Annotated in this window: 20 protein-coding genes; 12 read left to right on the top strand and 8 right to left on the bottom strand. The window is 57.0% G+C overall.

The features are described from left to right. Window positions 1-38 precede the first annotated feature (38 nt). Entirely contained in the window at window positions 39-671 is a 633-nt protein-coding gene (locus tag PSUM_RS20260) for a TetR family transcriptional regulator (protein ID WP_020797609.1), read from the bottom strand. A gap of 172 nt (window positions 672-843) precedes the next feature. Next, window positions 844-1,260, bottom strand: a complete 417-nt coding sequence (locus PSUM_RS20255) for a hypothetical protein (protein ID WP_020797608.1) — start codon at window positions 1,258-1,260, stop codon at window positions 844-846. Between the two features lie 377 nt (window positions 1,261-1,637). Between PSUM_RS20255 and PSUM_RS20250 the strand changes: the two genes are divergently transcribed. Next, entirely contained in the window at window positions 1,638-3,707 is a 2,070-nt protein-coding gene (locus PSUM_RS20250) for an AsmA family protein (protein WP_083350065.1), read from the top strand. A 27-nt stretch (window positions 3,708-3,734) separates the two neighbouring features. Here PSUM_RS20250 and PSUM_RS20245 read toward each other — a convergent pair whose 3' ends face one another. From PSUM_RS20245 to PSUM_RS20235, 3 genes are all read right to left on the bottom strand, one after another. Beyond that, window positions 3,735-4,448 (bottom strand): hypothetical protein, encoded by a 714-nt coding sequence (locus PSUM_RS20245; RefSeq protein ID WP_083350066.1) that lies wholly within the window; start codon window positions 4,446-4,448, stop codon window positions 3,735-3,737. Window positions 4,449-4,524: 76 nt separating this feature from the next. After that, window positions 4,525-5,295, bottom strand: coding sequence for a hypothetical protein (locus PSUM_RS20240; protein ID WP_083350067.1), 771 nt, complete (start codon window positions 5,293-5,295; stop codon window positions 4,525-4,527). Window positions 5,296-5,530: 235 nt separating this feature from the next. Then, window positions 5,531-6,442: a LysR substrate-binding domain-containing protein gene (locus PSUM_RS20235; protein WP_083350068.1), complete on the bottom strand. Its 912-nt coding sequence runs from the start codon at window positions 6,440-6,442 to the stop codon at window positions 5,531-5,533. Window positions 6,443-6,562: 120 nt separating this feature from the next. Here PSUM_RS20235 and PSUM_RS20230 point away from each other — a divergent pair, with 120 nt between their 5' ends. From PSUM_RS20230 to PSUM_RS20220, 3 genes are all read left to right on the top strand, one after another. After that, window positions 6,563-7,201, top strand: coding sequence for an FMN-dependent NADH-azoreductase (locus PSUM_RS20230; RefSeq protein ID WP_020797603.1), 639 nt, complete (start codon window positions 6,563-6,565; stop codon window positions 7,199-7,201). After that, window positions 7,202-7,507 (top strand): DMT family transporter, encoded by a 306-nt coding sequence (locus PSUM_RS20225; RefSeq protein WP_020797602.1) that lies wholly within the window; start codon window positions 7,202-7,204, stop codon window positions 7,505-7,507. It begins immediately after the preceding gene. 107 nt (window positions 7,508-7,614) lie between these two features. Further along, window positions 7,615-8,505: an esterase/lipase family protein gene (locus PSUM_RS20220; protein ID WP_020797601.1), complete on the top strand. Its 891-nt coding sequence runs from the start codon at window positions 7,615-7,617 to the stop codon at window positions 8,503-8,505. Between the two features lie 84 nt (window positions 8,506-8,589). Here the strand turns inward: PSUM_RS20220 and PSUM_RS20215 are convergent, their stop codons facing one another. After that, window positions 8,590-9,477 (bottom strand): DMT family transporter, encoded by an 888-nt coding sequence (locus PSUM_RS20215; protein ID WP_020797600.1) that lies wholly within the window; start codon window positions 9,475-9,477, stop codon window positions 8,590-8,592. Window positions 9,478-9,572: 95 nt separating this feature from the next. Between PSUM_RS20215 and PSUM_RS20210 the strand changes: the two genes are divergently transcribed. From PSUM_RS20210 to PSUM_RS20195, 4 genes are all read left to right on the top strand, one after another. Beyond that, window positions 9,573-10,355: an AraC family transcriptional regulator gene (locus PSUM_RS20210; RefSeq protein ID WP_020797599.1), complete on the top strand. Its 783-nt coding sequence runs from the start codon at window positions 9,573-9,575 to the stop codon at window positions 10,353-10,355. Between the two features lie 204 nt (window positions 10,356-10,559). Beyond that, the gene (locus PSUM_RS20205) at window positions 10,560-14,987 is read left to right on the top strand and encodes a dermonecrotic toxin domain-containing protein (protein ID WP_083350069.1); all 4,428 of its coding nucleotides are present in this window, start codon (window positions 10,560-10,562) and stop codon (window positions 14,985-14,987) included. Between the two features lie 85 nt (window positions 14,988-15,072). After that, entirely contained in the window at window positions 15,073-15,381 is a 309-nt protein-coding gene (locus tag PSUM_RS20200) for a PsiF family protein (protein ID WP_020797597.1), read from the top strand. A gap of 188 nt (window positions 15,382-15,569) precedes the next feature. Beyond that, window positions 15,570-16,583 (top strand): AI-2E family transporter, encoded by a 1,014-nt coding sequence (locus PSUM_RS20195; RefSeq protein ID WP_083350070.1) that lies wholly within the window; start codon window positions 15,570-15,572, stop codon window positions 16,581-16,583. Between the two features lie 123 nt (window positions 16,584-16,706). On the opposite strand, the gene PSUM_RS20190 is transcribed toward PSUM_RS20195, so the two are convergent. After that, on the bottom strand, window positions 16,707-17,981 hold the full coding sequence (locus PSUM_RS20190) for an Hsp70 family protein (protein ID WP_020797595.1): 1,275 nt from the start codon (window positions 17,979-17,981) through the stop codon (window positions 16,707-16,709). A 296-nt stretch (window positions 17,982-18,277) separates the two neighbouring features. Here PSUM_RS20190 and PSUM_RS20185 point away from each other — a divergent pair, with 296 nt between their 5' ends. Continuing rightward, window positions 18,278-19,222, top strand: a complete 945-nt coding sequence (locus PSUM_RS20185) for a DnaJ C-terminal domain-containing protein (RefSeq protein ID WP_033040324.1) — start codon at window positions 18,278-18,280, stop codon at window positions 19,220-19,222. A gap of 23 nt (window positions 19,223-19,245) precedes the next feature. Then, on the top strand, window positions 19,246-19,551 hold the full coding sequence (locus tag PSUM_RS20180) for a chaperone modulator CbpM (protein WP_020797593.1): 306 nt from the start codon (window positions 19,246-19,248) through the stop codon (window positions 19,549-19,551). 67 nt (window positions 19,552-19,618) lie between these two features. Here PSUM_RS20180 and PSUM_RS20175 read toward each other — a convergent pair whose 3' ends face one another. After that, a complete protein-coding gene (locus PSUM_RS20175; protein ID WP_033040326.1) occupies window positions 19,619-20,749 on the bottom strand; it encodes a sensor histidine kinase in 1,131 nt (376 codons plus the stop codon). A gap of 240 nt (window positions 20,750-20,989) precedes the next feature. On the opposite strand from PSUM_RS20175, the gene PSUM_RS32485 reads away from it, so the two are divergent. Together PSUM_RS32485 and PSUM_RS20170 are read left to right on the top strand one after the other, a co-directional pair. Beyond that, on the top strand, window positions 20,990-22,306 hold the full coding sequence (locus tag PSUM_RS32485; RefSeq protein WP_331717096.1) for a dermonecrotic toxin domain-containing protein: 1,317 nt from the start codon (window positions 20,990-20,992) through the stop codon (window positions 22,304-22,306). Window positions 22,307-22,546: 240 nt separating this feature from the next. Continuing rightward, a complete protein-coding gene (locus tag PSUM_RS20170; protein ID WP_331717097.1) occupies window positions 22,547-26,266 on the top strand; it encodes an NEL-type E3 ubiquitin ligase domain-containing protein in 3,720 nt (1,239 codons plus the stop codon). The last annotated feature ends 44 nt before the right edge of the window (window positions 26,267-26,310 follow it).

Below are 26,310 nucleotides of genomic sequence, written 5' to 3'. Positions count from 1 at the left end.
AGTGTAGGCGCTGCCCAAGCCTGCGATCTTCTTAAGCGTTACTCGGTACTTCCAAGCCCCTGCCAATGCTTGAGGCCGATAAAGATGAACCGCAGCTGCTGGGTGATCTTTGCTTGCGGCGTCAAGTGTTCAGGCAGCGCATCGGCTGGCGGGTCGATGATGTCCGGCAATGTGGCGAACACGCTCTTGACGATCAGATCGGCCATGACGCTCAAGCCGGCCATGTCCAGGTGTTGCAGTTTCGGCATCAAGGACAGGTCGGCAGCCAGGTCCGAACTGATGTTCTCGCGCAAGCGACCAATGGCCAGGCGTACCGGCAACGAACCGCCGTACTGTTCTCTGGCGAGAAACAGGAATTGCGAACGGTTGGCCGACACCACATCGAGAAATATCCGCACGGACGCGTCGATAATGCCGCCCATGACAAACTCGTTGTGCCGCACCAGGCGAATGGTTTCACGGAAGGTCTGGCCGACCTCGCTCACCAACACCAGGCCGAGTTCATCCATGTCGGCGAAATGCCGATAAAAGCCGGTGGGGACGATTCCGGCGGTTTTCGCGACTTCCCGCAGGCTCAGGCTGCCAAATCCTCGGCCGCCCTCCATCAAATGGCGGGCCGCGTCCATCAAGGCGTTGCGGGTTTGTTGTTTCTGTTCGGCGCGGGGCAGCATCGCAATGACGTTTTCTGAATAGGACTGCGGCGCACTCTAGCAAATCGGCTTTGCCGGCGTCGAACGACATAGGCGGGATCAGGCGGGGCGGTGCGAATTCTACAAAAGGCAATGACCAGAAAATCAAAAGCCCAATCTGTTGATTGGGCTTTTTTTCAAGGCCGCCATGGGCTTAGCTCATAGCGCTGTTGCGTTCGATAACACGGTCACCACCGCCTTCAGCAATGGTTTGACCTGGAGTGCGGTCGGAACCGTCAGCGGCAACCGTTTGGCCTTGTGGAGTCTGGTCGTAGCCGTCTTCAGCGATCAGGCCTTTTTCTCTCAGGCGATCGTTACCACCTTCGGCGACGGTTTGCCCTGGGGTGCGGTCGGAGCCATCAGCGGCGATGGTTTGACCCGGAGTGCGGTCGGAGCCATCAGCAGCGACGGTTTGACCTGGGGTACGGTCGGAGCCATCAGCGGCAACGGTTTGGCTGAACACCGAGTGAGTGTCTTTCACTTGCGGAGTGGCCTGGTCAGCGGCCGGCAGCGCAAAAGCGGTGCTGGCCAGCATTGAAAGTGTAAGGCTAAGCAGAAGTTGGCGTTTCATGATGGGGTGCTCCGTAGGAGTGCGATAAATTGGGTACGAAGGTAATGCTACTCTTGATAAGTCGATATAAAAGTTCATAAACGCAATGTTAATAATCAACGGAATTGATTGTTCTCTACAGCCCTTCTAAACCGGGCCTTTGCGGCGCACCGGGGTGGGTATTTTCGACTCAACCGCGCCACGCAAAAGTGCGGCCCCGGTAACGCTGTCCGGGAGGAGGGGCGCCATGCTCAATCGTCAACGGCGGCAAAATCGGATTTTCAATTAAACCTGCGGGCCATTTGCCAGTCGTAGATTCCATGACGGGCCGGTTCTGGCCCTGCGTTTCTCCTGAGCATCGCGATCGTGATGCTCAGTCGTATCAGGAGCCCTGTGCAATGACGCGCACTCGTAAAATTCTCGCCTGGGCCGTGACCAGCCTTGTTGTCCTGCTGGCCGTGCTGGTGCTGGTCATCGTGTTCTTCGACTGGAACCGGATCAAACCGTCCCTGAACGCCAAAGTATCCGAAGAACTGCACCGTCCATTCGCGATCAACGGCAATCTGGCGGTGGTTTGGCAGCGCGAGCGCGACGAGGGCGGCTGGCGTGCCTGGGTGCCCTGGCCGCATGTGGTGGCCGAGGATCTGAGCCTGGGCAACCCGGACTGGTCGAAGGCGCCGCAGATGGCCAGCCTCAAGCGCGTCGAATTGCGCATTTCACCCCTGGCCTTGTTGGCGCAGCGTGTGGTGATCCCGCGCATCGACCTCACCGAACCCAATGCCGCGTTGCAGCGCCTGGCCGACGGTCGTGCCAACTGGACGTTCAAGTTCGATCCGAAAGACCCGAACGCCGAGCCCTCGTCCTGGGTAGTGGATATTGGGGCGATCGGCTTCGACAAAGGACATGTCACTCTTGACGACCAGAACCTGAAGACTCAACTGGACCTGCTGATCGACCCGCTGGGCAAGCCGATCCCCTTCAGCGAAATCGTTGTCGACAAAGCGGCGAAAACGGCCTCCGGGCAGGGCAGTGCGCCGCAGGATTACGCGTTTGCGCTAAAGGTCAAAGGCCAGTACCACGCTCAGAAACTCACGGGGCAGGGCAAAATCGGTGGGCTGCTGGCGCTGCAGGACGCGGCCCGGCCGTTTCCGCTTCAGGCGCAAGCGAAGATCGGCGATACCAGCGTAGAGTTGGCGGGCACGTTGACCGATCCGATGAATCTGGGCGCCCTGGATTTACGCCTGAAACTGGCCGGCACCAGCCTGGGCAATCTTTATCCCCTGACCGGTGTGACCCTGCCGGATACGCCGCCGTATGCCACCGACGGCCATCTGATTGCCAAGCTGCATGAGCCGGGCGGTGCAGTATTTCGTTATGAAGCGTTCAACGGCACGATCGGCTCGAGCGACATCCATGGCAGCCTGGCTTATGTCGCTGGCCAGCCCCGTCCTAAACTCAGCGGCTCGCTGTTATCCGATCAATTGTTGTTCGCCGACCTGGCCCCTTTGATCGGCGCCGATTCCAATGCCAAGCAGAAAGCCCGCGGCGGCGAGAGCAAGCAACCGGCGGACAAGGTGCTGCCGGTCGAGGAGTTCAAGACCGATCGCTGGCGCGACATGGATGCGGATGTCGAATTCACTGGAAAGCGCATCGTCCATAGCGAAAAGTTACCGTTCAACGATCTCTACACGCACTTGGTGCTCACCGATGGCGTGCTCAGTCTTGAGCCGCTGCGATTTGGCGTGGCCGGTGGCAAGCTGGATGCACAGATTCGCCTGAATGGTCACACCGAACCGCTGGAAGGCCGGGCAAAACTGACCGCTCGAGGCTTCAAGCTCAAGCAGTTGTTCCCGACGTTCGAGCCGATGAAAACCAGCTTCGGTGAGCTCAACGGCGATGCGGATATTACCGGGCGCGGCAATTCAGTGGCCAAGTTGCTGGGCAGCGCTAACGGCAAGTTGAAAATGCTGATCAACGATGGCGCTATCAGTCGCGAGCTGATGGAACTGGCGGGTCTGAATGTTGGCAACTATGTGGTCGGCAAGATCTTTGGCGACAAGGAAGTGAAGATCAACTGCGCCGCCGCCGACTTCGACATAAAGGCTGGCCTGGCCACTACGCAGCTGTTCGTCTTCGATACCGAGAACGCGATTATCTACATTGATGGCACGGCAAACATGGCCACAGAGCAGTTGGACCTGACCATCACGCCGGAATCCAAGGGCTGGCGGCTGATCTCGTTGCGTTCGCCGCTGTATGTGCGGGGCAAATTCATCAAGCCCGACGCCGGGGTGAAAGCCGTACCCTTGATGTTGCGAGGGGCTGGAATGGTTGCACTGGGTGTGATCGCCGCACCGGCGGCGGGATTATTGGCCTTGGTGGCGCCGAGCGGCGGAGAACCGAATCAGTGCGCGCCGTTGCTCGAGCAGATGAAGTCGGGTAAGGCGCCTAAAACAGTAAAGAACTGAGCCAAGGCAACTTCAGGCTCGCCTGAATCATTGCAATTCTGGGAGGGCAGAGGGGGTGAGGTGAAGCAAGTCTGTTTGCGGTTTTTTGCCCAGTTTAGTAATAACGGTCTCTCTGATCAGGTCGTATTTAAGTTCGTTCAGTGAGCTGCGTAACAGGCGAATATTGTTTTTTCCATCCTTTATTGTCGTGAGCACAGGTTCATTCAGGATCCCCGGTGTGATCCCTCCCTTGGTCTTGAAGGAGATTTGCAGGGTCAGCAGGGCTTTATCGTTGCGCACGATCGTTAGCACCGTTGCTGTTGAGATCGATTGGTTTTCGGTCCTGGCGCCAGCAATGCCTTCAGCTCCATTGTAAGCATTAGCCTGAAGTCTAGTGATAATTGCCTTGATGGCTGATGAGTCTTCCGGTTGTTTTCTCAGATATGAAAAGACGCTGGATAGTGCTTGCTGTTCCTTCTCCGGGAGGGCGCTTCCCGTACTCTCAATGACGATATTTAGAAGGTGGCTATTATTGAATTCAAGTTGGCGGACCTCCCGGCTGTTTAGAGGGTATTCCATTCTGTTTAGGTTTCGAGTGTAAGTCTGCCACCACAGTTCATGGTCGTTGCTAGTGATTGTCGCTGTGAGATTGGCGTACAAGGTGGAGTGTAATACATCGTTTTTGAAGCAGTCGGTGTGTTTGCCGCAAAATAATATAAGGCTGCCGTTGCTCAGGTAGGCGTCATAGTTGTCTTTGTTCATGTTTTGTTCCGTTTGGGTGGCGTGCGAACAATTATTTAAATCGGCAATTTCTTGCCGATTTAAATGTCATTGATTATTAAAAGTCAGGCAGGTCAATAATGAATTTTTCTGCATCCTTGAGGTACTTTTTATACAGGGTCTCTCTGAGGCCCGAGAAAGTCTTATTGTTCAGGTAAGTGCGCACGGCACCTGATTTTATGGTGGTGGATTGCCTGGTGGTCTTCCAGAACAGGATGCCATGGGTGCTTTCCCGTGCATCCAGGGAAATGCAGTTAAGGATCATGTTCGCCTGCCCGATGTTGTCCATCCAAACCGGCGCAATGTCGAATTTTGCCTGTCCTCCGAGTTTTTTGTTTTTATCAAATATCTCAATTGCCTTGGGGCTTTTCTTTACCTCTTCTATCGCTTTTTTTGCGACGTTTGCCAAGATCCCTGCTGGATTAGGACCAATCAAGCCTGCAACAATCTCCAGGGCAACCTGGTCCATCGTGAGGCCGATTTTAGTGATGCGGACCTCCTGCATGTTTTTGTTTTGAATGACCCAGCCCAGCTTGCTCAGGCCATCCACATAACACTTGTACCACTCGAAAAGCTGTTCTTCTTTGGGGAATAGTTTGTCAGCAGCATTCTGCATGACTAATTTGCAGAGGTTGACGTCGTCGATCATCTGCTCTGACACGCCTGGTAAAAAAGCGTCGATTGTATCAGGCATGACACTGGCGGTTGGTTTGTTTATATCGTGAGGTTGGGCGTTGTACTGCTCAGGAACGTTGGCGAAGGATCGAGTTGTCATAACTGGCAGGGGTGCCAGTGAGTCGATGAATTGGAGTCGCTCTTCAATGTGCATAAGTATTCCTTTACTTTTGGTTATTTGGACAACCGATGGGTTGTGGTTCTTATAATAACTTTGTTCTCGCTGAAGTCTATCGAGTGATTGTAACTTCTGGTTGTTGGTCGATTTCGAAAGAGGGCGGCGTGGTGCGTTCTGAGAATTATCAGTAGGTGTGGGTTAATTGTTTGTATGGAGTTGTTTGCTAAGGAAGCTGCAGAATATCAAGTCGTTGGAATATTGCAGCGCCGTCTCACGTTACTTGCGAGAAGGCAAATCCGGATACTGTTGCCTCTTCCCGCAACCACGCAAAAAAAGCCCGAACCGGCGGATGTCGCTCTCGTCCTGGTACGCACAATGCGCTGTAGCCGGCGCCATCGACCTGGATTTCACCCCGATAGGCCACCAGCAATCCATTGGCGACGCTTTCTGACACCAGGATATTGCTCGCCAGCACCAGGCCCTGGCCGGCAATGGCCGCTTGCAGGGCGTAGTGCTCTTCATCGTATTCGCGCACGGTTGGCTGCCCCTCCAGCCAGGCTTCGCCAGACTGCGCACACCAGGCTTGCCAGCCATGGGCGTAGAGCTTGGAGTTGTGCCAGTGCACGCTGATCAGCGTTGGCGTTTGGCGGGCAGCCAATGCCACTTGCCCGGGCGAGCCGTAAACACCGAACGACTCGTCGAACAGGCAAAGGCCGTACAGGTTCGGATAGTCATCGAGGCTGTAGCGCACTACCAGGTCGACACTGGCGTCCTGATGCAAGTCGATGACCTCGCAATGGGTGTCCAGGCGCAGGCTGATGTTCGGGTGCCGGGCATAGAAACGGCCCAGGCGAGGCACCAGCCACAAGGCCGCAAAGGCGGCGGTGGTGGAGAGGGTCAGGTTCGTGCCGCTGCGATGCGGGCGCAGGGTGTCGACGCTTTGCGCCACTTCCAGGAACGCGCCGTGCAGGCTGTGAAACAAGCGCTCGCCGCCTTCGGTCAGGCGTACCTGGCGCGGTAGGCGTTCGAACAACTGCACACCGAGCCAGGTTTCCAGCGAGCGGATCTGATGGGATACCGCGGTCGGAGTCACCGACAATTCTTCGGCGGCAGCCTTGAAACTCAGCAGTCGAGAGGCAGACTCGAAAGCGCGCAGGGCGGTCAGTGGCAACGAAGCAAACATGGAAACTCCATGGATGAAATAGATTCATCCAGACTGATTTTTGTTCAGTTGAAGCAGGGCGGCTGTGAGCGCCAAGCTGCAAACCACGAGCAGTTTGAGTTTAGTCCCAAGGAGAGTCAGATGAGTACAGTTCTTGCGATTCATGCCAGCCCACGAGGTGAGCGTTCGCACTCCCGGCGTTTGGCGGAAGTCTTTCTGTCGGCCTGGCAGGCCCGTCACCCGCAATCGAAACTGACCCGCCGCGAGGTCGGGCGAGCGTTGATTCCACCTGTCAACGAGGCATTCGTGGCCGCCGCGTTCTACCCCGAACCCGACGCACGTCCCTTGTCGATGCAAGCGGATCTGGCGTTTAGCGATACGCTGGTCGACGAGTTGCTCGGGCACGATGTGTTGGTGATTTCCACGCCCATGCACAATTTCAGCGTGCCCAGCGGCCTGAAAGCCTGGATCGACCAGATCGTGCGGTTGGGGCTGACCTTCAATCACTCCCTGGATAACGGAATCGCGCAGTACGAACCACTGGTGCAGGGCAAAAAGGCCTTGATCGTGACCAGTCGCGGCGGATTTGGCTTCGGCCCGGGCGGCGAGCTGGAGGCGATGAACCATGCAGATACGCTTCTACGCACGGCGTTGGGTTTCATCGGCATCACCGATGTCACCGTGATCGCTGCCGAAGGCGAGGAGTCCGAGGCGCGCACGTTCGAAGTCTCTGCCGCCGAAGCAGAGCAGCGCTTGCTGGCCCTGGCCAGGGAGTTCTAAGTGGCCTGGTTGTTTTTGCTGATCGCCGCCGGGTTCGAAGTCACTTTCGCCATGGGCATGAAGTACGCCGAGGGCTTTACCCGGCTTTGGCCATCGCTGATGACCATCGTGGCGGCAGTGGGCGGGATTTATTTCCTGACCCTGGCCATGCGCGAATTGCCGGTGAGCATCGCCTACCCGATCTGGACCGCCATCGGTTCGCTGGGCACGGTGTTTCTCGGCTTTATCTTGCTCGGTGAAAGCCTGACCATGGTCAAGCTACTGTCGGTCGGGCTGATCGTGGCCGGTGTGGTGGGGCTGAAGTAGGGCGGATGACCTAGACTGGTCGTCGGTTTGTCATGTTCGCTGGCGAAGCTTGGCGGAAGTCTTGCAGTCGCCAGGCGTCACCTCACCGATCACAAGGATGTTCGCCCATGTCGCAAGATTCGGCCACGCGTTACCCGCTGGTGCTGGTCCCGGGAATGCTCGGGTTTATCCGTTTGGTGCTCTATCCGTATTGGTACGGGATCGCCAAGGCGTTACGTCGTGGTGGTGCGGTGGTGTTTGCGGTGCAGGTCTCGCCCCTCAACTCCAGCGAAGTGCGCGGCGAGCAACTGTTGGCGCGCATTGAAGAGATTCTGCGTGAGACCGGAACTGAAAAGGTAAATCTGCTAGGTCACAGCCAGGGCTCGTTGACCGCGCGCTACGCGGCAGCCAAACGCCCGGATCTGGTGGCTTCGGTGACCTCGGTGGCGGGGCCTAATCATGGTTCGGAATTGGCCGACTATCTGCACAAACACTATCCCCATGACAGCGTCGGGGGGCGTCTGGTGATCTTTCTGGTACGGTGCGTTGCGACGCTGATGAGCCTGCTGGAAACCGGCTATCGTGGACCGAAGTTGCCGGTGGATATCCTTGCGTCCCATCATTCGCTCACAACTGCAGGCGTGGCACGGTTCAATCAACGTTTTCCACAGGGGCTGCCAGATACCTGGGGCGGCCACGGACCGGAAGAGGTGAACGGTGTGCGTTACTACTCCTGGTCCGGCACTTTGCAGCCGGGCAAGACCAATCGCGGGCTTAACCTGTTCGATGGCACCAACCGCAGTTGCCGGTTGTTTGCCAGAACCTTCGTACGCGAGGCCGGGCATTGCGACGGGATGGTCGGGCGTTACAGCTCGCACCTCGGGACCGTGATTGGCGACGAGTACCCGCTGGACCATTTCGACATCGTCAACCAGTCGTTGGGACTGGTGGGGAAGGGGGCGGAGCCGATCCGGTTGTTTGTCGAACATGCGGCTCGGCTAAAAGCTGCTGGCCTTTAAGATCAAAAGATCGCAGCCTGCGGCAGCTCCTACAGGGAATGCATTCCAAGTGTAGGAGCTGCCGCAGGCTGCGATCTTTTTTCCTCAGGCAACACGGACCTTGCGGCCTAATACGGTGGTCCAGCGCTCGGAAAGAATCACCCCGCCCAACGTCAATATCCCGCCCACCAAGTGGTACGTCGCCAACTGTTCATGCAGCACCACTGCCGCAATCAGCGCGGTAATCAACGGCAACAAATTGAAGAACAGCGTGGTCCGGCTCGGGCCCAAACGCACCACGGCTTGCATCCACGCCAGCGGTGCGACCATCGAGGCCAGCAAGCAGGCGTAAAGCACCAGTGGAATATTGTGCAGGGTCGGGCCGATTTTCGGTGAGGCGAGAAACAGCGGAAACAACACCACCACAGCGACCAGTACCTGCAAATACAGCAACACCAATGGCGGCAAGCGCAGCTGCCATTTTTTCAGCAACGTGCTGTAGATCGCGTAGGCCAGGGTGGCGATCAGCATCATCGCGTCCCCCAGGTTCACCCCATGTTCCAGCAGCACACCCAGGCTGCCGGACGAGACGACCACCAGCACGCCGGCAAACGACAACACCGCACCCGCCAGTGCGCCGATGGTCAGGCGCTGGCCAAGGCTGATGATCGCCATGGCCAGCGACATCAGAGGCATCAATGACAGGATGATGCCCATGTTGGTCGCGGAGGTCAGGCTCGCGGCGAAGTACGCCAGGCTTTGGTACACAGCCATGCCGAGCACGCCGAGGACAAAGATCTTGCCCAGGTTCGGGCGAATCGACGGCCAGTGGGCAATAGCCGGTTTGAGCATGAAGGGTGTGAACAATAATCCGGCGAGGAGCCAGCGGTAAAAACCGATCTCGGCGGGATAGATCGCCCCGGCCGACATTTTGGTGATCACGGTATTGCCAGCCCAAATGAAAATGGCCAGCAGGGGGTAAGCGTATTGCATGGGAAAAACCAGAACGTTAATGAGGGGTAATTATCCATTGTCTGGATACAGGCCTATACTTCGATCCAGACAACCCGCCCTTCATGACGGACAGCATGACCCGTAAACCCATCGATCTACTGGAGTTCAGTGAGCTGCCTGCCCCGGTGTATTTCCGCTACGCCGACTTTGATGCTCATCGCTATGCCTCGGCTCACCGCCATCCGTGGGGCACGCTGGAGTATTCGGCCCATGGCGTGCTGCACATGGAAATCGGCGGCAGTCGCTTCATGTCACCGCCGCAATACGCGGTATGGGTGCCCCCGCAGACCGAGCACAGCTTCTACAGCCATCAGCCGATCAACTACCGTGCGGTCTGCCTGGCTGCGTCGGTGTGTCGTGACCTGCCTGCGCAAGCCTGCACCCTGGCGATCAGCGATATTCTCAAAGCGATCCTCAAGGACTTTGCCGCCCGCGATGTGAAGATCCCTGAGCACGAAGCGGACCAACGTCTGGCCCAGGTGTTGGTGGATCAACTGCGACAGGCGCCGGTGCACGAGCGCTACTTACCCTACGCCAGCAGCCCTGGCTTGCTCGGAATTCTGGAAGCCTTGCAGGCGGGACCGGGGGACAACCGGCCGTTAGCGCATTGGGCCACGACCATACATGTCAGCGAACGCACCCTGGCGCGGCAATTTATCCGGGAGTTGGGCATGAGTTTTGGCGAGTGGCGCCAGCGGTTGCGATTTCTGGCGTCGATCGAAGCGCTGGACAGCCACCGCAGCATTCAGGAAATCGCATTCGACATGGGTTACAGCACCGGTTCGGCATTTATCGCGATGTTTCAGCGCCAGGCAGGTTGTACGCCGGAACATTATCGCAGACACCGAGGGTTTTGATTGTCTGAGGTATGGTTCTACTTGCAGATTATGTTTGCAAGTTTTTCAGGTGTGTTTGCATGTTCAAGTATTTGTTAGCTTTTAATTGGCATTGACGTTGTTGTGGGGTGTTCTACACGTTTTGTCTGAAATGCGCTCACCGAAGCTTTTAGGCATCGCGGTATTCTCCAGCTTGAATTTACAGGGGCATTGGAGTGATCAGGCATGGAGCATTCAGTTCTGGTTCGCGGACCGGCAGAACCCATCAAACAAGAAAAAAGTATTCATCATGAATTTATAAAGAGGGCTCTGCCAAAATGGCTGGCCGGCGCCCCCTTGAAAAGAGTTGGTGCGCTGAAGATGGGGCTTTCCGGTATTCCTCAGTGGATCAAGGAGGCCCCTGCGGTATTACACGCAAGTTTGAAAAAGTCGATGACGACAAGTTGGAACGCGCAAAATGATGTCGACAGAATGCTGGCTGAATTACAGGATGTTTACGACTTTGCCGAACCTTTGCTGATTCAGGCCTTGAAAAGGCAATATGGAATTGATGTCGATGTCAGAGGTACTTATCTGAAGTTGTTCGCTCCGGCAAGTGTGCCCCTGTGGGCCAATAGCATTGTGCGTGGGGCCGGCTCTCGAACAGTCTCAATGCTGGATGCGGCTTTACATAACTTTGCCCGGCATGAAGTGCTTCTTCCTGACTCGCAGTTTATTTCAAAGCCTGATGAACTGGGTCGTTTCGAAATACTCGACATCAGAAACCGGATGTCTATTGAGCAGTTCAAGACCCTGTGTCGGGAACTGGATATTGGCGCGCAATACCAAAAACATCTTGAAAATTATTTGCGCCCCAGCGATGGGCTGGCGCAGGGAGTGTTGCAGCACAAAATCACCAAAAGCCAGAAGAGCGCACTGAGCGCCGCCACAGACCTGGCCTTGATGCGCAAAGATATTTCGGCCAACGGCTATCGGGTGGTGATGGGCATGCTTGAAGGGCTTCAAGGCATGAAGCTGCAAGGCCTCCCGGTTCGTTACTATCACCTGACAATACTGGACACCCGAATGTACGGCATCGTGCTGATCGCCGGTGACCTGGATGCCCCGGTTGCCGAGAGGCGACTCATTGCCTATGTGCCTCACGACCCTGAGCATCCCTTGAAAGAATATGCTTCGACCGAAGAGTTCGCGCTCGAACTGACCCGCCAGTTGCGCGACGCTGGCCCCACGTCTACGCCTGAAGGCCTTCCCTCCCGATGCAGTTACCAGCAGTTCTTCAGCCGCTTCGTCGCCCATCAGCAACGCGGGCATTTCTTTGCCGAGCTCAACAGTCGCCTGGTCGAGATCAAGCAGCATGAAAAAGAATGGGGCGTGGATCGGCCTGTCTGGCGTGAAACTCCCGTGGAAAACCCGCGCCTTCATTTTGGCACGCTGAAATTTCAGGAAGATACCGAAACCCGCTTTAATGGCAACCTGTGGGTGTATCTCTACCAGATGCAGCAAAACAAAATCCTCAACGACGCACGGGAGATGGTGATTTCCACTGCCGACGCCGATCGCAAGGAGCGGGGGGCCTGGTTCGATAACCTGACAAAGATGTTGGCTGACATCTTCAATGCCGCGTTGCTGGTGGTAACTCCATTTGTCCCATTTCTGGGCGAAGTCATGATGGCCTACATGGTTTATCAACTGGCGAGCGAAGTGATCGAAGGCGTCGTCGATCTGGCGGAGGGGATTTATCTGGAAGGTGCCGAGCACCTGATCGGCTTCGTTGAAAGTTTGATTCAGCTGGGTACGTTCGGCGCCGGTATGCAGCTTGTTTCAGGGGTGGTACTGCCCAAGCTCTCGCCGTTCATCGAGGGGGCTAAACCGGTCACTTTGGCCAACGGGGACAAGCGGCTGTGGGGGCAGGACCTTGGTCCCTATCAGCGCAATCTGGCGCTGGCTGCCGATTCAAAGCCCGATCTATACGGGCTGCATCGGCACGAAGGCAAGCCCATTCTCAATCTTGGTAAGCGCTACTTCGAACTCAAAAAAGACGCGAAAACCGGCAAGCATCGAGTCCAGCATCCAACTCGGCCGGACGCCTATCAACCCGTGGTCGAGAGCAATGGAGAATGTGCCTTCATCGTTGAGGGTGAGCAGCCTCGCTTGTGGGATGACGATACCTTGATGGCCCGACTCGGCCAGTCAATGCAAGTGTTAGGGGACGCACACAATGACATTCGCACGGTCAGTCGCAGTGACGTCAATACAATCCGCCGAATGTATGTCGACAAGGAACGCGCTTTACCCTTGTTGAGCGATACCGTGACGCGTTTCCAGATCGACCGTGATATCCAGACATTTATCCAACAAATTGGCAGTGATCACCCGCAGGACTATCTGCGAGCCGACCTTGCCTTTCAGTTTGAGCTGCTGGACGGCGTGTGGCCCGGTCGGGCAATCGAACTGACGGGGACTGATGGCGAGGTACTAAGGGTTATAGGTCGTGCCGATGCTGCACCCCTGCGGATACGAAAAGATCGTTTGATCGAAGGCAATTTGCTCAAAACGCTGTTATCCCATCTTGATCAGGCTGATACAAAATTGCTGATGGGTCAGGCGTCAGGCGCATCGGAAACCACCATCGACGCGAATGCTCGACAGCTGAGGCTCGTACTGGCGAAACGGGCGAAAAACAGGCAAACATCCTTATTCGACACACGATACCGTCAGCTTGAAAATGCCCGAAGCGCCAAGAATGCCTCGGTTCGAAATATCCAGGACCGAGTGCCAGGTCTGCCGGGCACCGTTGCGCAAGAGTTGCTGGCGATTGCCACTCGCTCGGAGTTGCAGGACATCGCGCAAGGCAAGCTGTCCGACAGGCTAAAAAGCCTCGCGCAATGGGCACTTCGGGATGTGCGCAACGCCCGCGCCTATGAAGGGTTGTATCTGGATTCGGTCGACAACCCCGATACCCGCAGGCTGGTCTTGCACTCACTGAAAAACCTGCCCGGCTGGAATCCTGATGTGCGAATCGACGTTTGCCAGTTCGATTTTGGGGGAGCGTTGCTCGACAGCATCGGCAAGGAAGACGCCACGATTCGACGTACCCTCGTTGAACGCGAAGACCAGAGCTTTCAAGCTTATGACGCTGAAGGCAACACCTTGAATTCTGCTTCCGACTTTTATCTGTCGATTCTGCAAGCACTACCGAATGCCGAGCGCAACGCACTGAACATTGGCATCGGAAAAGGGTGGCAACTGAAAGAGGCGATTAGCAACCGGGCGTTGAAGCCGTATCGACTAGGCAAAGTACTTTCAGAACTCCCCGCTCTTGACCCCTTCACTTTCGATCCCCGGGTCATGCGCCTGCGTGGCGGCGCTCCGACTGGCGAAGGCGAGGCCGCCACATTGCAGGGGATCGCGGATCTCTATCCGGACCTCGTTGTGGGAGCATTTCACCCTTCCGTTTCGGGGTACGAAAGGTATGACTACTTGCGTGGTGTGAAGTTGATGAACGACACCTTTCCTGATGAGTACTTTCAATCACTTTGGCAGGCATTATTCGAGGCCAATGCAGCCGGGGACGCACAAGCCAATGCCCGCGTCGTGCAGAGCATCGAAGCCTTGCCGGATCTTGAGAAGCTCATGACAGACGAGCAGTTCACGCCATTGATCGAGCAGATGTTCACCAGGGATGGCCTGATCCCGTTGCCAGAAACCAGGCGCAACCTGGCCATGAATGCGAGAAATCTGGAACGCACCGGACGGGCCAATGACTATCAGGCACTGTTGCGTTCGGTTCAGCAAGACGCTGTAACGCTAACCCCGGAACTGGCTGATTTGCGACGCTATGGCGATCAGCTTTCGAAAAACCTGGTGGCGTCCGATGAGCCTATCCAGGTTTCATCGCGAACCATGGACGACTTGAAATTGGCGCAACAGGCAATCTGCCGCGTCAAGGAGCTCATTCCTCTCTCCGGCAATCAATTGCCGAGCATGTGGGAGAAGGGCGGTTCGGCGATTGCCAAGATCAAGGGGCTCAGGGAGATGAACCTGGAGGAAGGCGGTTTTACCGCGAAGCTGACTATCGCTGAAGCGGCGCGTAAAGCCATTGAAATCAAGGGCGGCAACTGCTCGGAAAACTCCAAAGTGACCTTTTCGATACTCGCCAGCCAGCCCCGGACGTCGAGCATTCACATTGTCAAGGCCACCGAGCTTGACCATCAATATGTGGTAATAGGCGATGATTTGAGTAATCCCGAAGGACTGGTCGTCGCCGATTCCTGGCCGGAATTCCCTGCGGCGCATCTGGCCAGCAAGGGCAGCTTCGAGTTTGAAATGCCGCCGGTGCAAACACTGGCGCCAGGTCCGGCCGTCGCCGAATACGCGTTTATCAATAACGTCCCGCCAGGCCCGACGCCATTACCCGCTGTTTCCGAGCCGAACACGTTCAGGCAGATAAAAATCAACAAGCTCTACCAGTCAGGAGCGTATGCCCAGTGGACGTCAGTGACGGAGTTGGGTCTAACTTACCGTGTGGAAGGCGGTACTCCGGTTACGTTCGAGCGATTGCCCGCGTCGGTTATTGAAAATCGGGTTGATGCGTATAGCCGCTACTTGAACGCATTTGAAGGTCTTCTGCCTGAGCAGGCGGACGCTGATTGAGCACTGGCGGATGAAGGTGTAACAGCTCTTGTCTACACTGCCCTTGAGGCCGCGCCGCTCGGCGCGGCAACAAGGAGCGAACGCCATGAAGATGTTGCGTGTCCCTTTTTTGATGATCGGTTTGCTGCTGTGTTCCCAAGGCTTCGCCGCCACTGACCAACAGAACAAGATGACCACCTGTAATGCCGACGCTACCGCCAAGAGCCTCAAGGGCGATGAGCGCAAAGCCTTCATGAGCAACTGCCTTAAGGCGACTCCCGCGGCCGATGATGCCGGCAAGGCCTTGACGCCTCAGCAGGAGAAAATGAAAACCTGCAATGCCGATGCCGCGACCAAGGCCCTCAAGGGGGATGAACGCAAGGCGTTCATGAGTGATTGCCTGAAGAAAAAATAGAAACGCCCTGTACGAGCCAGGCTCGCCGGCGAAACGTACAGCGTGGTCCGGCAGGCAGGACACCATCGCCGGCAAACCAGCCCTAAGGTTGCATCTACGCGGGCCATACGGGTATGCACAATCCCTAGTGCTGGCACCGGATCGCTGGCAGACTGCCAATCCTTTTACGCCGTTCGTTTTGAGGCTGTATGCCAACGTTTTCTCAGCGTCAAGTTTTGCTGGTCATCAGCTGGGTCATCATTTTCGGCGGACTGCTGTTGGTGATTCCGCTACGGTTGCTGCCCAGCCTGCTGGCCGGGTTGCTGGTGTTCGAACTGGTCAACATGCTCACCCCGCAATTGCAGCGGCTGATCGAAGGGCGACGTGCGCGCTGGCTGGCGGTGGCATTGTTGGGGACTTCGATAGTCAGTGCGTTGGCGCTGATCTTTGCCGGTGCCATCAGCTTTCTGCTGCACGAAGCGGAAAACCCCGGTGCATCCCTCGACAAGTTCATGGGCGTGGTCGACCGCGCTCGCGGTCAGTTGCCACCTTTCATCGATGCTTACCTGCCGGCCAGTGCCGCCGAGTTTCGCGTGGCAATCGGCGAGTGGATCAGTAAACACCTCAGTGACTTGCAGCTGGTAGGCAAGGACGCGGCGCACATGTTCGTGACGCTGCTGATCGGCATGGTGCTGGGCGCGATCATCGCCTTGCAGCGAATTCCGGACCTGACCAAGCGTAAACCGCTGGCCGCGGCCCTGTTTGACCGCCTGCACTTACTGGTCCAGGCGTTTCGCAATATCGTGTTCGCCCAGATCAAGATTTCCCTGCTCAACACGTTCTTTACCGGAATATTCCTGGCAGTGGTGTTGCCGATGTTCGGTATCAAGCTGCCCCTGACCAAGACCCTGATCGTACTGACCTTCTTGCTCGGCCTATTGCCAGTAATCGGCAACCTGATGTCGAACACCCTGATCACCATTGTCGGCCTGTCGCTGTCGATCTGGGTGGCGATGGCCGCGCTGGGCTATCTGATTGTCATCCACAAGCTTGAGTATTTTCTCAACGCGCGGATCGTTGGCGGGCAGATCAGTGCCAAGTCGTGGGAGTTGCTCCTGGCAATGCTGGTGTTCGAAGCCGCGTTCGGCCTGCCGGGGGTGGTGGCAGGGCCGATTTATTACGCGTACCTGAAGAGTGAGTTGAAGCAGGTGGGGATGGTTTGAGCAGATCAAATTGTGGCGAGGGGATTCATCCCCGTTCGGCTGCGTAGCAGTCGCCGCTTTTCTGGTTTTTGGGGGCGCTATGCGCCCCAACGGGGATGAATCCCCTCGCCACAGGTTTTCGGATCAGTCCATCGACCCGTAACGCTTCGCCGCTTCAATCGCCAGACCACTGCCGATGCTGCCAAAGATATTCCCTTCCACATGCCGCGCATTCGGCAACATCGCCGAAACGCTGTTGCGCAGGGCTGGAATACCACTCGAACCCCCTGTGAAGAACACCGTGTCCACCTGATCGACCCGCACGTCGGCCTGGGTCAGCAACTGGGTGACGCTATTGCGCACGCGCTCCAGCAGGTTATCGATGGCCGATTCGAACAGTGCACGGCTCAGCTCCACGCTCAAGCCGGCTTCGATACGGTCCAGCGGCACGTGGCGGTGGTCGGCGTGGGTCAATTGGATCTTGGTTTCTTCAACCTCCATGGCCAGCCAGTGCCCGGCGCGCTGTTCGATCAGCTTGAACAGGCGGTCGATACCACCGGTGTCCTCGATGTCGTAGCGCATGCTGCCCAGGGCCAGTTGCGACTTCTGCGAATACACCGAGTTGATGGTGTGCCAGGTCGCCAGGTTCATGTGATGGCTGGTCGGCATGTAGGCGCCGCTCTTCATCCGGCTGCCATAGCCGAACAGCGGCATCAGGCCCTGCAAGCTCAACTGCTTGTCGAAGTCGGTCCCGCCGATGTGCACGCCGCCCGTGGCGAGAATGTCATCCTGGCGGTTATCCACACCCCGACGCTGCGGTGACAGGCGCACCAGCGAGAAGTCGGAGGTACCACCGCCGATGTCGACGATCAGTACCAGCTCTTCCTTTTCGATGGTCGACTCGTAGTCGAACGCGGCGGCAATCGGTTCAAACTGGAACGAGACTTCCTTAAAGCCGATCTTGCGCGCCACATCCACCAGGGTGTCTTCGGCCTCTTTGTCGGCCATCGGGTCATCATCGACAAAAAACACCGGACGGCCCAGCACCACTTCTTCGAATTCCCGACCGGCGGCGGCTTCGGCACGGCTCTTGAGCTGACCGATGAACAGGCCCAGCAGGTCCTTGAACGGCATCGCCGTGCCAAGGACACTGGTGTCGTGCTTGATCAGCTTGGAGCCCAGCAGGCTCTTGAGCGAGCGCATCAACCGGCCTTCGTAACCTTCCAGGTACTCGTGCAGCGCCAACCGGCCGTACACCGGGCGACGCTCTTCGATGTTGAAGAAGACCACTGAGGGCAAGGTGATCTTGTCATCCTCCAGCGCAATCAGCGTTTCCATGCCGGGGCGCAGCCAACCGACGGTGGAGTTGGACGTGCCAAAGTCGATGCCCACGGCACGGGCTGGAGATGCGTTGTTCATGTCTTTGCGGTTCCGGTTAAAAAACGGCCGCGCAGTGTATGTCAGTGCGCGACAGATTCGAAGGCCGACTATCTGCTAATTCCTGGAAACAATGTCTTGAAAGATGGCCCGTGACCCCCAAACTACCCTGCATCAAGCCGGTAGCCGCGTAGCGCTCGAAAGTCGCACCGCCTGCTGCCGATAAACTTCTTACGCGCTGCCCGGTCACAACCTTGAGATCGGTCAACGTCTATGCTGCAAACAGGCGCATGCTGTGGCAGGTGGCGCGATTTCGATAACGGATGGTGATTCCCGCGATGGACTTCAAAGACTATTACAAGATTCTCGGTGTGGAGCCGACGGCAGACGACAAGGCGATCAAGGCCGCCTATCGCAAGCTGGCGCGCAAATACCACCCTGACGTCAGCAAGGAAAAGGACGCCGAGGCCAAGTTCAAGGACGCCTCTGAAGCCTATGAAGCGCTGAAAAGTGCTGACAAACGCGCCGAATACGACGAATTGCGCCGTTATGGCCAGCATGGCCAACCATTCCAGGGACCACCGGGCTGGCAGAGCCGTGGCGGCTTTGGCGGTGGCCAGGACACTGGCGATTTCTCGGACTTCTTCAGTTCGATCTTCGGTAATCGCGGCCCCGGTTTCGGCGGCGGCGAACATTCGCGTCGCAGCACCGGACGTCGAGGGCAAGACGTGGAAATGGAACTGGGAGTTTTTCTGGAAGAAACCCTGTCGACCGAGTCGAAGAAGGTCACCTTTCAGGTGCCGCAGTACAACGCGGCTGGCCAGCATGTGAGCAACACCAGCAAAAGCCTGAACGTGAAGATCCCGGCGGGCGTGGCCGATGGCGAGCGCATTCGCCTGAAGGGCCAGGGTGCTCCTGGTGTTGGCGGCGGCGCCAATGGCGACCTGTACCTGATCATTCGTTTTGCGCCACACCCGAAATTCGACGTCGAAGGCGAGAACCTGATCATCACGCTGCCGCTGGCACCGTGGGAACTGGCATTGGGCACCGAAGTCGCCGTGCCAACCCTGACCGGCAAGATCAACCTCAAGGTCCCTGCCGGCAGCCAGAACGGCCAACGCATGCGTGCCAAGGGCCATGGCCTGATGAACAAGGCGGGTGAACGCGGTTATCTGTTCATCCAGTTCAAGGCCGTAATGCCCAAGGCCGCAGACGATGAAGTCAAGGCGCTGTGGCAGGAACTGGCAAAAAAAGCCGCCTTCAACCCACGAGAAAATTTCTGAACCCAGCGACGGAGTAGCCCATCATGAGCAGCCCCCTGACCGTTCAACTGGACTTGGCAGAATTCTGTGAGGCGACCGACCTGTCGGACGTCTACGTGATCGAAATCGTCGAACACGGCATCCTCGAACCTCAGGGAGGGCAGCCCAAGGACTGGCGCTTCACCGATTACGAACTGACCCTGGCCAAGCGCGCCGCCAAGCTGCGGCGCGATCTGGAGCTGGAATGGGAAGGTGTCGCCCTTGCGCTGGACCTGCTGGAAGAGGTCCAACAGCTGCGGGCCGAGAACCGGATGCTCAAGCAGCGGTTGGGGCGGTTGTTGGTGGAATAGGAGATGCCGCTGGCTGCGATCTTTTGATCTTGATCCACGAAGATCAAAAGATCGCAGCCTGCGGCAGCTACAGGGAATTGCGTGGCAACACTACGGTAAACAGCGTGCCATCGGTTTCGTTAGAGCTCACATCGATCGTCCCTGCATGGGCATCCACCACTTCCTTGACGATAAACAACCCCAAGCCAAGGCTGGTCGATGGCTGGCCCAGTTCTTCATCTGCGCTGCGCACCAGTGGATCGAAGATCGTGCCGATAGCATTCGCGGAAATCGGCGTTCCGTAGTTATGGACCGTCAGGCGAACCGTGTCGGGTTCTCCGTGGAGAGTAACTGTCACATCGCGTTTGTTGAGGCCATGCTGCAAAGCGTTGCCGATCAGGTTTTGCAGTAACTGACCCAGCCGTCCGGCATCCCAGACGCCTCGCGTATCTCCCTCTACCCTGACCGTCGGATCGCACTCCGGGTTGCCGGCGCAGGCTTCGGCAATCGCCGCGTGTGCGGCATCGGCAAGGTCCATGGGTTTCGGTTCGATCGGCAGGCTCTTACCCAGGCGACAGCGCACCAGTTCCAGCAAGTCGCTAACCATCACCGCCATGTGTCGAGCGCTGCGCTTGATGTTGTTCGCGCAGGCCAACGCATCGCCTTCCAGCGTTGTTTTACGCATCAGCAATTCAGTCGACATGCTCATCGCTTGCAGCGGTGCGCGCAGGTCGTGGCCGAGTATCGCCAGGAAAATATCTCTTGAGCGACTCATCTGCTCGGCATAGGCCGCGGTGGATTCTGCGAGCGCTTCATCGATGGCTTCATTGAAGCGGATCATGTCCTGGAAGTAGGCCAGGTCCGGCGACTCCAGGCTGTCGACCCAGAGACGAATCACGCAGGCACGCAAGTGGCGGAACTCGCTGGTCATCTGCACCAGATCGAAACCCACCGTATGGCGTAATTCACCATGACTGGCGCCCGCTTCGTCCAGGCTTGGGGTTTTCTCCGGGCCCTCGCCCTTGGCCTTGGCGAGTTGTTCGCTGGCGGTCTGAGGTTTGCTCATGTCCCGAGCCGCTGCCAGCAGGATCTCCTTGGCATGGTCGCGCAAGGCCGTTCGATCCATGTTTTCGGCGGCTGGGGTGATGGTTCTGGCGAACTCCTCCCATTCATCGACGATACGGTCTGCGTGTTGCCTGATGAATTCGGGGAGGTGCATGACCGGATTCCTGCCTGGATAATTTGACGATCTTAGCCTTTTTAGGGCCGGGGTAAAAACTACCGCTGGGAATTCGGATCACCTCCTGAGGGCCGGGGGTGGTACTTAAGTATATTTTACGGTTCTCAAGTTCAATGTTGATTCCGGGTTTTCGGGCAGTTCCCAGCAGTTTTTTAAGCTTTTGTTATTAGGGGGGTTGGATAAGCTGAGTATTCTGTTCATCGCATAGGGAAATGCAAAATGACTGTGGTACCGGTAGAAGCCATATCGAATTCTTTTACGAAAGTTGAGGGTTCAATCGATAGCAATCATTCGGTTTATTTCGCGGAAAATATTCCAGGCCTGATTAAAAGCGCTCCCGTTTCGAGGCTGGAATCGATAACTGAGTTAAAGCCTAATTTTCCGGATTGGTATATTCAGGCTCGACCCATTGATCGTCAATATTTACAAGAACTCATCAAGGAGCGCTGTCGTTTACAAGATACTGTCTCTGACAGGGTCGATAACGTGCAAACGGACATCAACGCTTTTGCGAAACCGCTACTTGTCCAGGCCATCAAGGATGAATTCAACTTCGAGCTGGACGTCGCCACGACCTCATTGCGGCTGTACGTTCCCGCCACATTGGGGTTTGGCATCGATACCCAGGCCAGTCGGATCCGGCATTCATCACTGCTGGAAGCCGCGCTGCATAACTTCGAGGAATCCGAAGCGGTGGCCGGTGCGTTTCGCGACGGATCAGGTGTTTTTGTCAAGGACGCTGAAGGAGAGCTGCAGCGTCATGAATTAACGGTCGAAAAATTTGCCGCGTTATGTCGCAAGCTCGATATCGGCAAACAGTATCAGCTACACATAAAGTCTCTTCTGGAACCCGCTGACGTTACTGCGCGCTCAAGACTTGAGCGGGGTTTCATGGCCCATGAGAGGGCTACCTTCAGTGAGACCATGCTCATTGCGTTGTTAAAAAGCGACCTGGATTCCTATGCCTACGGCAAGTTGGGAGAAGTGCGCGATGGCCAGGAAAACATCCTGTATAGAAACCGTCCTTTAAAGGCACACCGACTCTCACTGTTAGGCACGCGGTTGACAGGCATCGTGCTGTTTAGTGCGATGAGCGACCCCTTGGCAATAAAAGAAGCAATTGACCAACTGCTGCCCGAACAGCTGCAACACCTGGTGGAGTGGTCCCGCCACCTCGCGGTTTTGCCGGGGCAGGAATTTGATCTGTTCAAGATTCTTCAGGCCTTTTTTGCCAATGGCCCGACGGGTGTGGTCGAGGAAATGGTTCGCCGCAACGATATCCATGAACAAAGTCGGCTGGACGGGACCCTGATCGCCTACATCCCCGACGATCCGGATCACCCCCTCAAGCAATACGCATCGTTCACCGACTTCATGAAGGAGCTGACGAGCCAGTTGCGCTCTGCGCACTACCAACAATTCTTCAGCCGGTTCGTGCCTCACAAGGACAAGGGGCGCTTCTTTGCACGCATCAACGAGCGCTTTACCACGTTCAAGTGGACACCGCGTGGGCCTCTGGACATGGGCCCGTGGTAGCGCGAGACCGCTGTCGAGAATCCTGATGCCGAACCGATCACCAACGTGATCGAGGGCGATTTCTGGCAGCGATCCTGTCTCTGGCGCAGCGACAAGGCGATTGCCGATGCGCGACAGATCGCCGTGCCCACTGGCGATGAAGACGCTGCTGCGCGCTGGAAACGCCTGACCAGTTACCTGGACATTGGCTGGAACGTTTTCAACTTCGGCGCCATGTTGGTTCCGGGGTTAGGGGAAGCCGTGCTGGCGGTGATGGTTGGCCAAATGATGCTTGAGACCCTGGAGGGCATCGAAGACTGGACCAAAGGCGACAAGGAAGAGGCCTCGTCTCATTTGACCGGGGTACTGATCAATTTCGCCCAACTGGCGCTGATGGGGGCCGGTCACGTGCTACCAGGCGGCAAGCCGGTGGCGGTCAAGGCGTCTCCTTTTCTCGACCAGCTGAAACAGATCGAGCTGCCCGATGGCACAACCCGTCTGTGGAATCCTGATCTGGCACCCTATGACCACAAAGTGACGTTGTCCATGGATTCGAAAGCCAACGAACGAGGCCTCCATCGACATAATGACCAGGACATCCTGCCGTTGGGAGGCAAGCATTTTGAGGTAAAGGAAAATCCGCAGACCGGCCAGCCACGACTCAAGCATCCGGCCCGGACGACGGCCTATGAGCCAAGGATGGAGCATAACGGTGCGGGTGCCTGGCACACCGAGCTCGACCGTCCCATCGAGTGGGACAAGGCCCGCCTGATGCGGCGCCTGGGCCCTCGGGCCGATGCGTTCTCCGATGAAACACTGGAGCAAATCCGAATCGCCAGCGGCGTCAAGGAAGATGTGCTGCGTAAGCTGCAAGTGGATACACAGCCGCCACCAGCGTTACTGGCCGACACCTTCAGGCGCTTCAAGGCTTATGCCGATGTGGGCAAACTGGTGGATCAGATTCGGCTCAATCAGGTGGCGCAGGAGTGGGCGGATCACTTGCCTCCCTTGATGACGGAGTTGCGGCGATGGCCCGAGTCCAAGGCCATCGAGCTTTTCCGCGGGCCGCAGTTATGGGGCGACTCCATCGTGCACGGCAATCAGAGCGCCTTGGCTGCAAACCGGGTGAAGGTGACCTTTGCTGAACTGAAAGCCGGCAAGTTATCCGAGCGCGTGGTGGACAGCTTCGACGAACAGGAAATCCAGCAGATGCTCGGCCGCAGTATCGGCAGTGACAGACAGGTGCGAATCGACGCTTTGCAGGAGCGCCTGGCCATCCTTGCAGAGCAGCAGAAAAAGCGCCTCTTCAAGTCATTCTATAAAAATGCAGAAGTTGAAGCGGAGGCTAACGTGGCCTTGCTACAGGACGCGTTCCAGGAGCTGCCGACCAGCGTCGCCAGGGAGCTGCTGGCGGGCGCCACGCCAGAAGAGCTGTCGGTAATGGCCGAACGCAAGCGCGTACCTTTGCGTCTCAAGCAGCAGGCCCGGGCGGCGTTGCTGGAGGTGCGGCTGAACCGCGCTTATGAGGGGCTTTTTCTCGATGAGCTGCACAGCCCGGATACTGAGAGACTGCTTCTGCAATCGCTTGAATCGCTTCCAGGCTGGTCAGAAGACGTGCGCATCGAAGTGCGCAACGATGCCCTGGCAGGCACGCTGGAGGACAGCATCGGAGCGGCTGACGCCGCCATCCGCAAGGTGCTGGTCAAGAACGAGGACGGCTTGTATGAGGCGCGCGATGAAGACGACCATGAGCTCCATGGCCCCGATAATCTTTTTGCCGCTGTCCTGCATGCCTTGCCCGATGCAGAGCGCGATGCGCTGGGCTACCAGATCAATCAATGGCGAACGCTCAGGCAATCCGTTCAGCGATTCCCGCTGAGCCACGACAGGTTCAGGGCGATCCTGGCGGACAATCCTTTGCGCAAACCGAAGTTCGATCCCGCAACCATGAAGCTGCGGGGCGGCATGGAAGGTTTTTCCCAACAGTTTCGTCGGGTCACCGGGCAACTGACCGCGCAGGAGCGCATCCAGTCGCTTCGCCCCGGCTGGGGCGAAGGCGATATTCAAACATTTCTCGAACACAGCGACAGCGGGAGCACGCCCGAGGAACGGGTGGTGGCCCTCGAAGCCGAGTTCAACCAACTCAACCGCAGCTTTCGGCGCTGGCTGGATTCGCCACTCGACTCGTTCAGCCTGAGTGCGGAAGGCGTTGCACAATGGCAGTCGCGTAATAGTGTGTACAGGGCCGTCAGAAACTGCTGGCAACGCAGCGGTCCCCGCGACCTCGATGTCCATGGAAACCCGCGAGGTTGGGTCCTTGACCTCAGCAACATCCCCATGGGGCGGCACTTGGAAACAATGCCCAAGCTTGAAGCCAATTTCGAGCATGTCACCGAGCTGAAGTTGCCTGATACCGAAATGACTGATGCCAATGCTGCGTTTCTCGAGCATTTCCCGAGGCTGCGAGCCCTGAACATGAACAACAATGCGCTGACCCGGCTGCCAACCGCGATCGGCCGGATGCGCACTCTGACCGAGCTGTACCTGGGCAACAATCAGATCGAATTGACTGTGGAGACCGCAGACGAGTTGAGCAACCTCATCCTGCTCGAATCCGTGGATCTGCGACGCAATCCTCTGGGCCAGGTGCCAAACATCGGCCGCATGCGCATGTTGCACACATTGATTCTGGCGAACACCGGGATCAATACCTGGCCCGCTGGCCTGTTTTCAATACTCCGTTTACGGCACTTCTATCTGAGCCTGCAGGACAATGTCATCACCCTTGTGCCTCAGGTGTTACCCGGTTCCATGGAAGCGGAGTTGCTGGCCAGAACGATACTTAACCGTGAGCCGCAGTGGATATCGCAAGCAAACCTGAATCAGCTCAGGGAATACATTCACTCCGTGGGTCTGGACCCGGATCGGCCTTACCCGCCCCGTGGCGTGCGCGACTCCCTTCAATGGGAGGAAGGCTTGAGGCGAGCGCAATGGGTTGAGTTACAACCCATATGGAATGAGGTGGAAGACGAGATCGGTTCAATGCCGTTTTTCGATAACCTAAGACTGCTCACCCAATCCAGCCACTTTATAAATGACCGCGCCTTCAGGGTGGATTTGACTGCCAAAGTCTGGCGAATGCTGGAGGCCATGGAACAGAACAGCGAACTGCGCAACGAGATTTTCAAATTGGCACGTGAACCGGTCAACTGTGTCGATGCCGGGGCATCGCTATTCAATGCCATGGGCCTTGAAGTACTGATTCACGAAGCCTACGAATTGGCTAACCCGAGCCTGGTCGAAGCCGAACTGGTGTCGCTGGCCAAGGGTAAATCCCGTCTGGATGAGTTGAGTCGGATCGCCCATAAAAAAATTGCCCGGCGACTGGAGAATGGTGAGGAGTTAAGACGGATCAATGCGCAAGGGGATGTCACGGGGACTATCGATGAAGTCGAGACTCACCTGGCGTATATGACGGACCTCGCCAAGAAGCTGGATTTGCCGTGGCAATCGCGAGACTTACAGTTCAGGGCGGATTCGGGCGTTACCACGCAGATGATCGACGAGGCCTATAAACGTGTGCTGGCGTTGGAAGAGGGCGATCTGCTACGCGATTCGATCAGCGAGCAGCCTTTCTGGGAGTCTTACATTCAGGGCTCCCATCGTGGTGAGTTCAAGGCGATCAGGCGTAGGCTCGATGCGACGACAGAGTTTTACATGGCGCTGGACAGACGGGCGACCGAGTCACTTTCCGTGGAAGAAAAGGCGCAGTTGAAGGAAGAGATCAGGGTGCTCGCCGCGGAGCTTGGCAAACCCGAAAGCGAGTTCGCCCCCGGTCGCGTCATGACCGCCCAAGCGTATGAAACCGAGATGAATCTGCTCAATGCCCGCAAACAGACATTGCTCAAGACATTGACCCAGCAGGCCATGGACCGGGCAAAACTGCAGCGGGTGGAAATCCCCTTCACCGTGCAGCCCTGATTGTCAGCCCGGCACGAAGACTGACGATCTTCGTGCCGGCGTGC

Source organism: Pseudomonas umsongensis (assembly GCF_002236105.1).
GTDB classification, from domain to species: domain Bacteria; phylum Pseudomonadota; class Gammaproteobacteria; order Pseudomonadales; family Pseudomonadaceae; genus Aquipseudomonas; species Aquipseudomonas umsongensis.
Note: the sequence above shows the minus strand (reverse complement) of the source record. Positions and strands in the feature narration are given on the sequence as shown.

Coding starts and splice junctions, on each gene's coding strand:
- PSUM_RS20260 (WP_020797609.1), bottom strand. CDS start 671: ATGCTGCCCCGCGCCGAACAGAAACAACAAACCCGCAACGCCTTGATG.
- PSUM_RS20255 (WP_020797608.1), bottom strand. CDS start 1,260: ATGAAACGCCAACTTCTGCTTAGCCTTACACTTTCAATGCTGGCCAGC.
- PSUM_RS20250 (WP_083350065.1), top strand. CDS start 1,638: ATGACGCGCACTCGTAAAATTCTCGCCTGGGCCGTGACCAGCCTTGTT.
- PSUM_RS20245 (WP_083350066.1), bottom strand. CDS start 4,448: ATGAACAAAGACAACTATGACGCCTACCTGAGCAACGGCAGCCTTATA.
- PSUM_RS20240 (WP_083350067.1), bottom strand. CDS start 5,295: ATGCACATTGAAGAGCGACTCCAATTCATCGACTCACTGGCACCCCTG.
- PSUM_RS20235 (WP_083350068.1), bottom strand. CDS start 6,442: ATGTTTGCTTCGTTGCCACTGACCGCCCTGCGCGCTTTCGAGTCTGCC.
- PSUM_RS20230 (WP_020797603.1), top strand. CDS start 6,563: ATGAGTACAGTTCTTGCGATTCATGCCAGCCCACGAGGTGAGCGTTCG.
- PSUM_RS20220 (WP_020797601.1), top strand. CDS start 7,615: ATGTCGCAAGATTCGGCCACGCGTTACCCGCTGGTGCTGGTCCCGGGA.
- PSUM_RS20215 (WP_020797600.1), bottom strand. CDS start 9,477: ATGCAATACGCTTACCCCCTGCTGGCCATTTTCATTTGGGCTGGCAAT.
- PSUM_RS20210 (WP_020797599.1), top strand. CDS start 9,573: ATGACCCGTAAACCCATCGATCTACTGGAGTTCAGTGAGCTGCCTGCC.
- PSUM_RS20205 (WP_083350069.1), top strand. CDS start 10,560: ATGGAGCATTCAGTTCTGGTTCGCGGACCGGCAGAACCCATCAAACAA.
- PSUM_RS20200 (WP_020797597.1), top strand. CDS start 15,073: ATGAAGATGTTGCGTGTCCCTTTTTTGATGATCGGTTTGCTGCTGTGT.
- PSUM_RS20195 (WP_083350070.1), top strand. CDS start 15,570: ATGCCAACGTTTTCTCAGCGTCAAGTTTTGCTGGTCATCAGCTGGGTC.
- PSUM_RS20190 (WP_020797595.1), bottom strand. CDS start 17,981: ATGAACAACGCATCTCCAGCCCGTGCCGTGGGCATCGACTTTGGCACG.
- PSUM_RS20185 (WP_033040324.1), top strand. CDS start 18,278: ATGGACTTCAAAGACTATTACAAGATTCTCGGTGTGGAGCCGACGGCA.
- PSUM_RS20180 (WP_020797593.1), top strand. CDS start 19,246: ATGAGCAGCCCCCTGACCGTTCAACTGGACTTGGCAGAATTCTGTGAG.
- PSUM_RS20175 (WP_033040326.1), bottom strand. CDS start 20,749: ATGCACCTCCCCGAATTCATCAGGCAACACGCAGACCGTATCGTCGAT.
- PSUM_RS32485 (WP_331717096.1), top strand. CDS start 20,990: ATGACTGTGGTACCGGTAGAAGCCATATCGAATTCTTTTACGAAAGTT.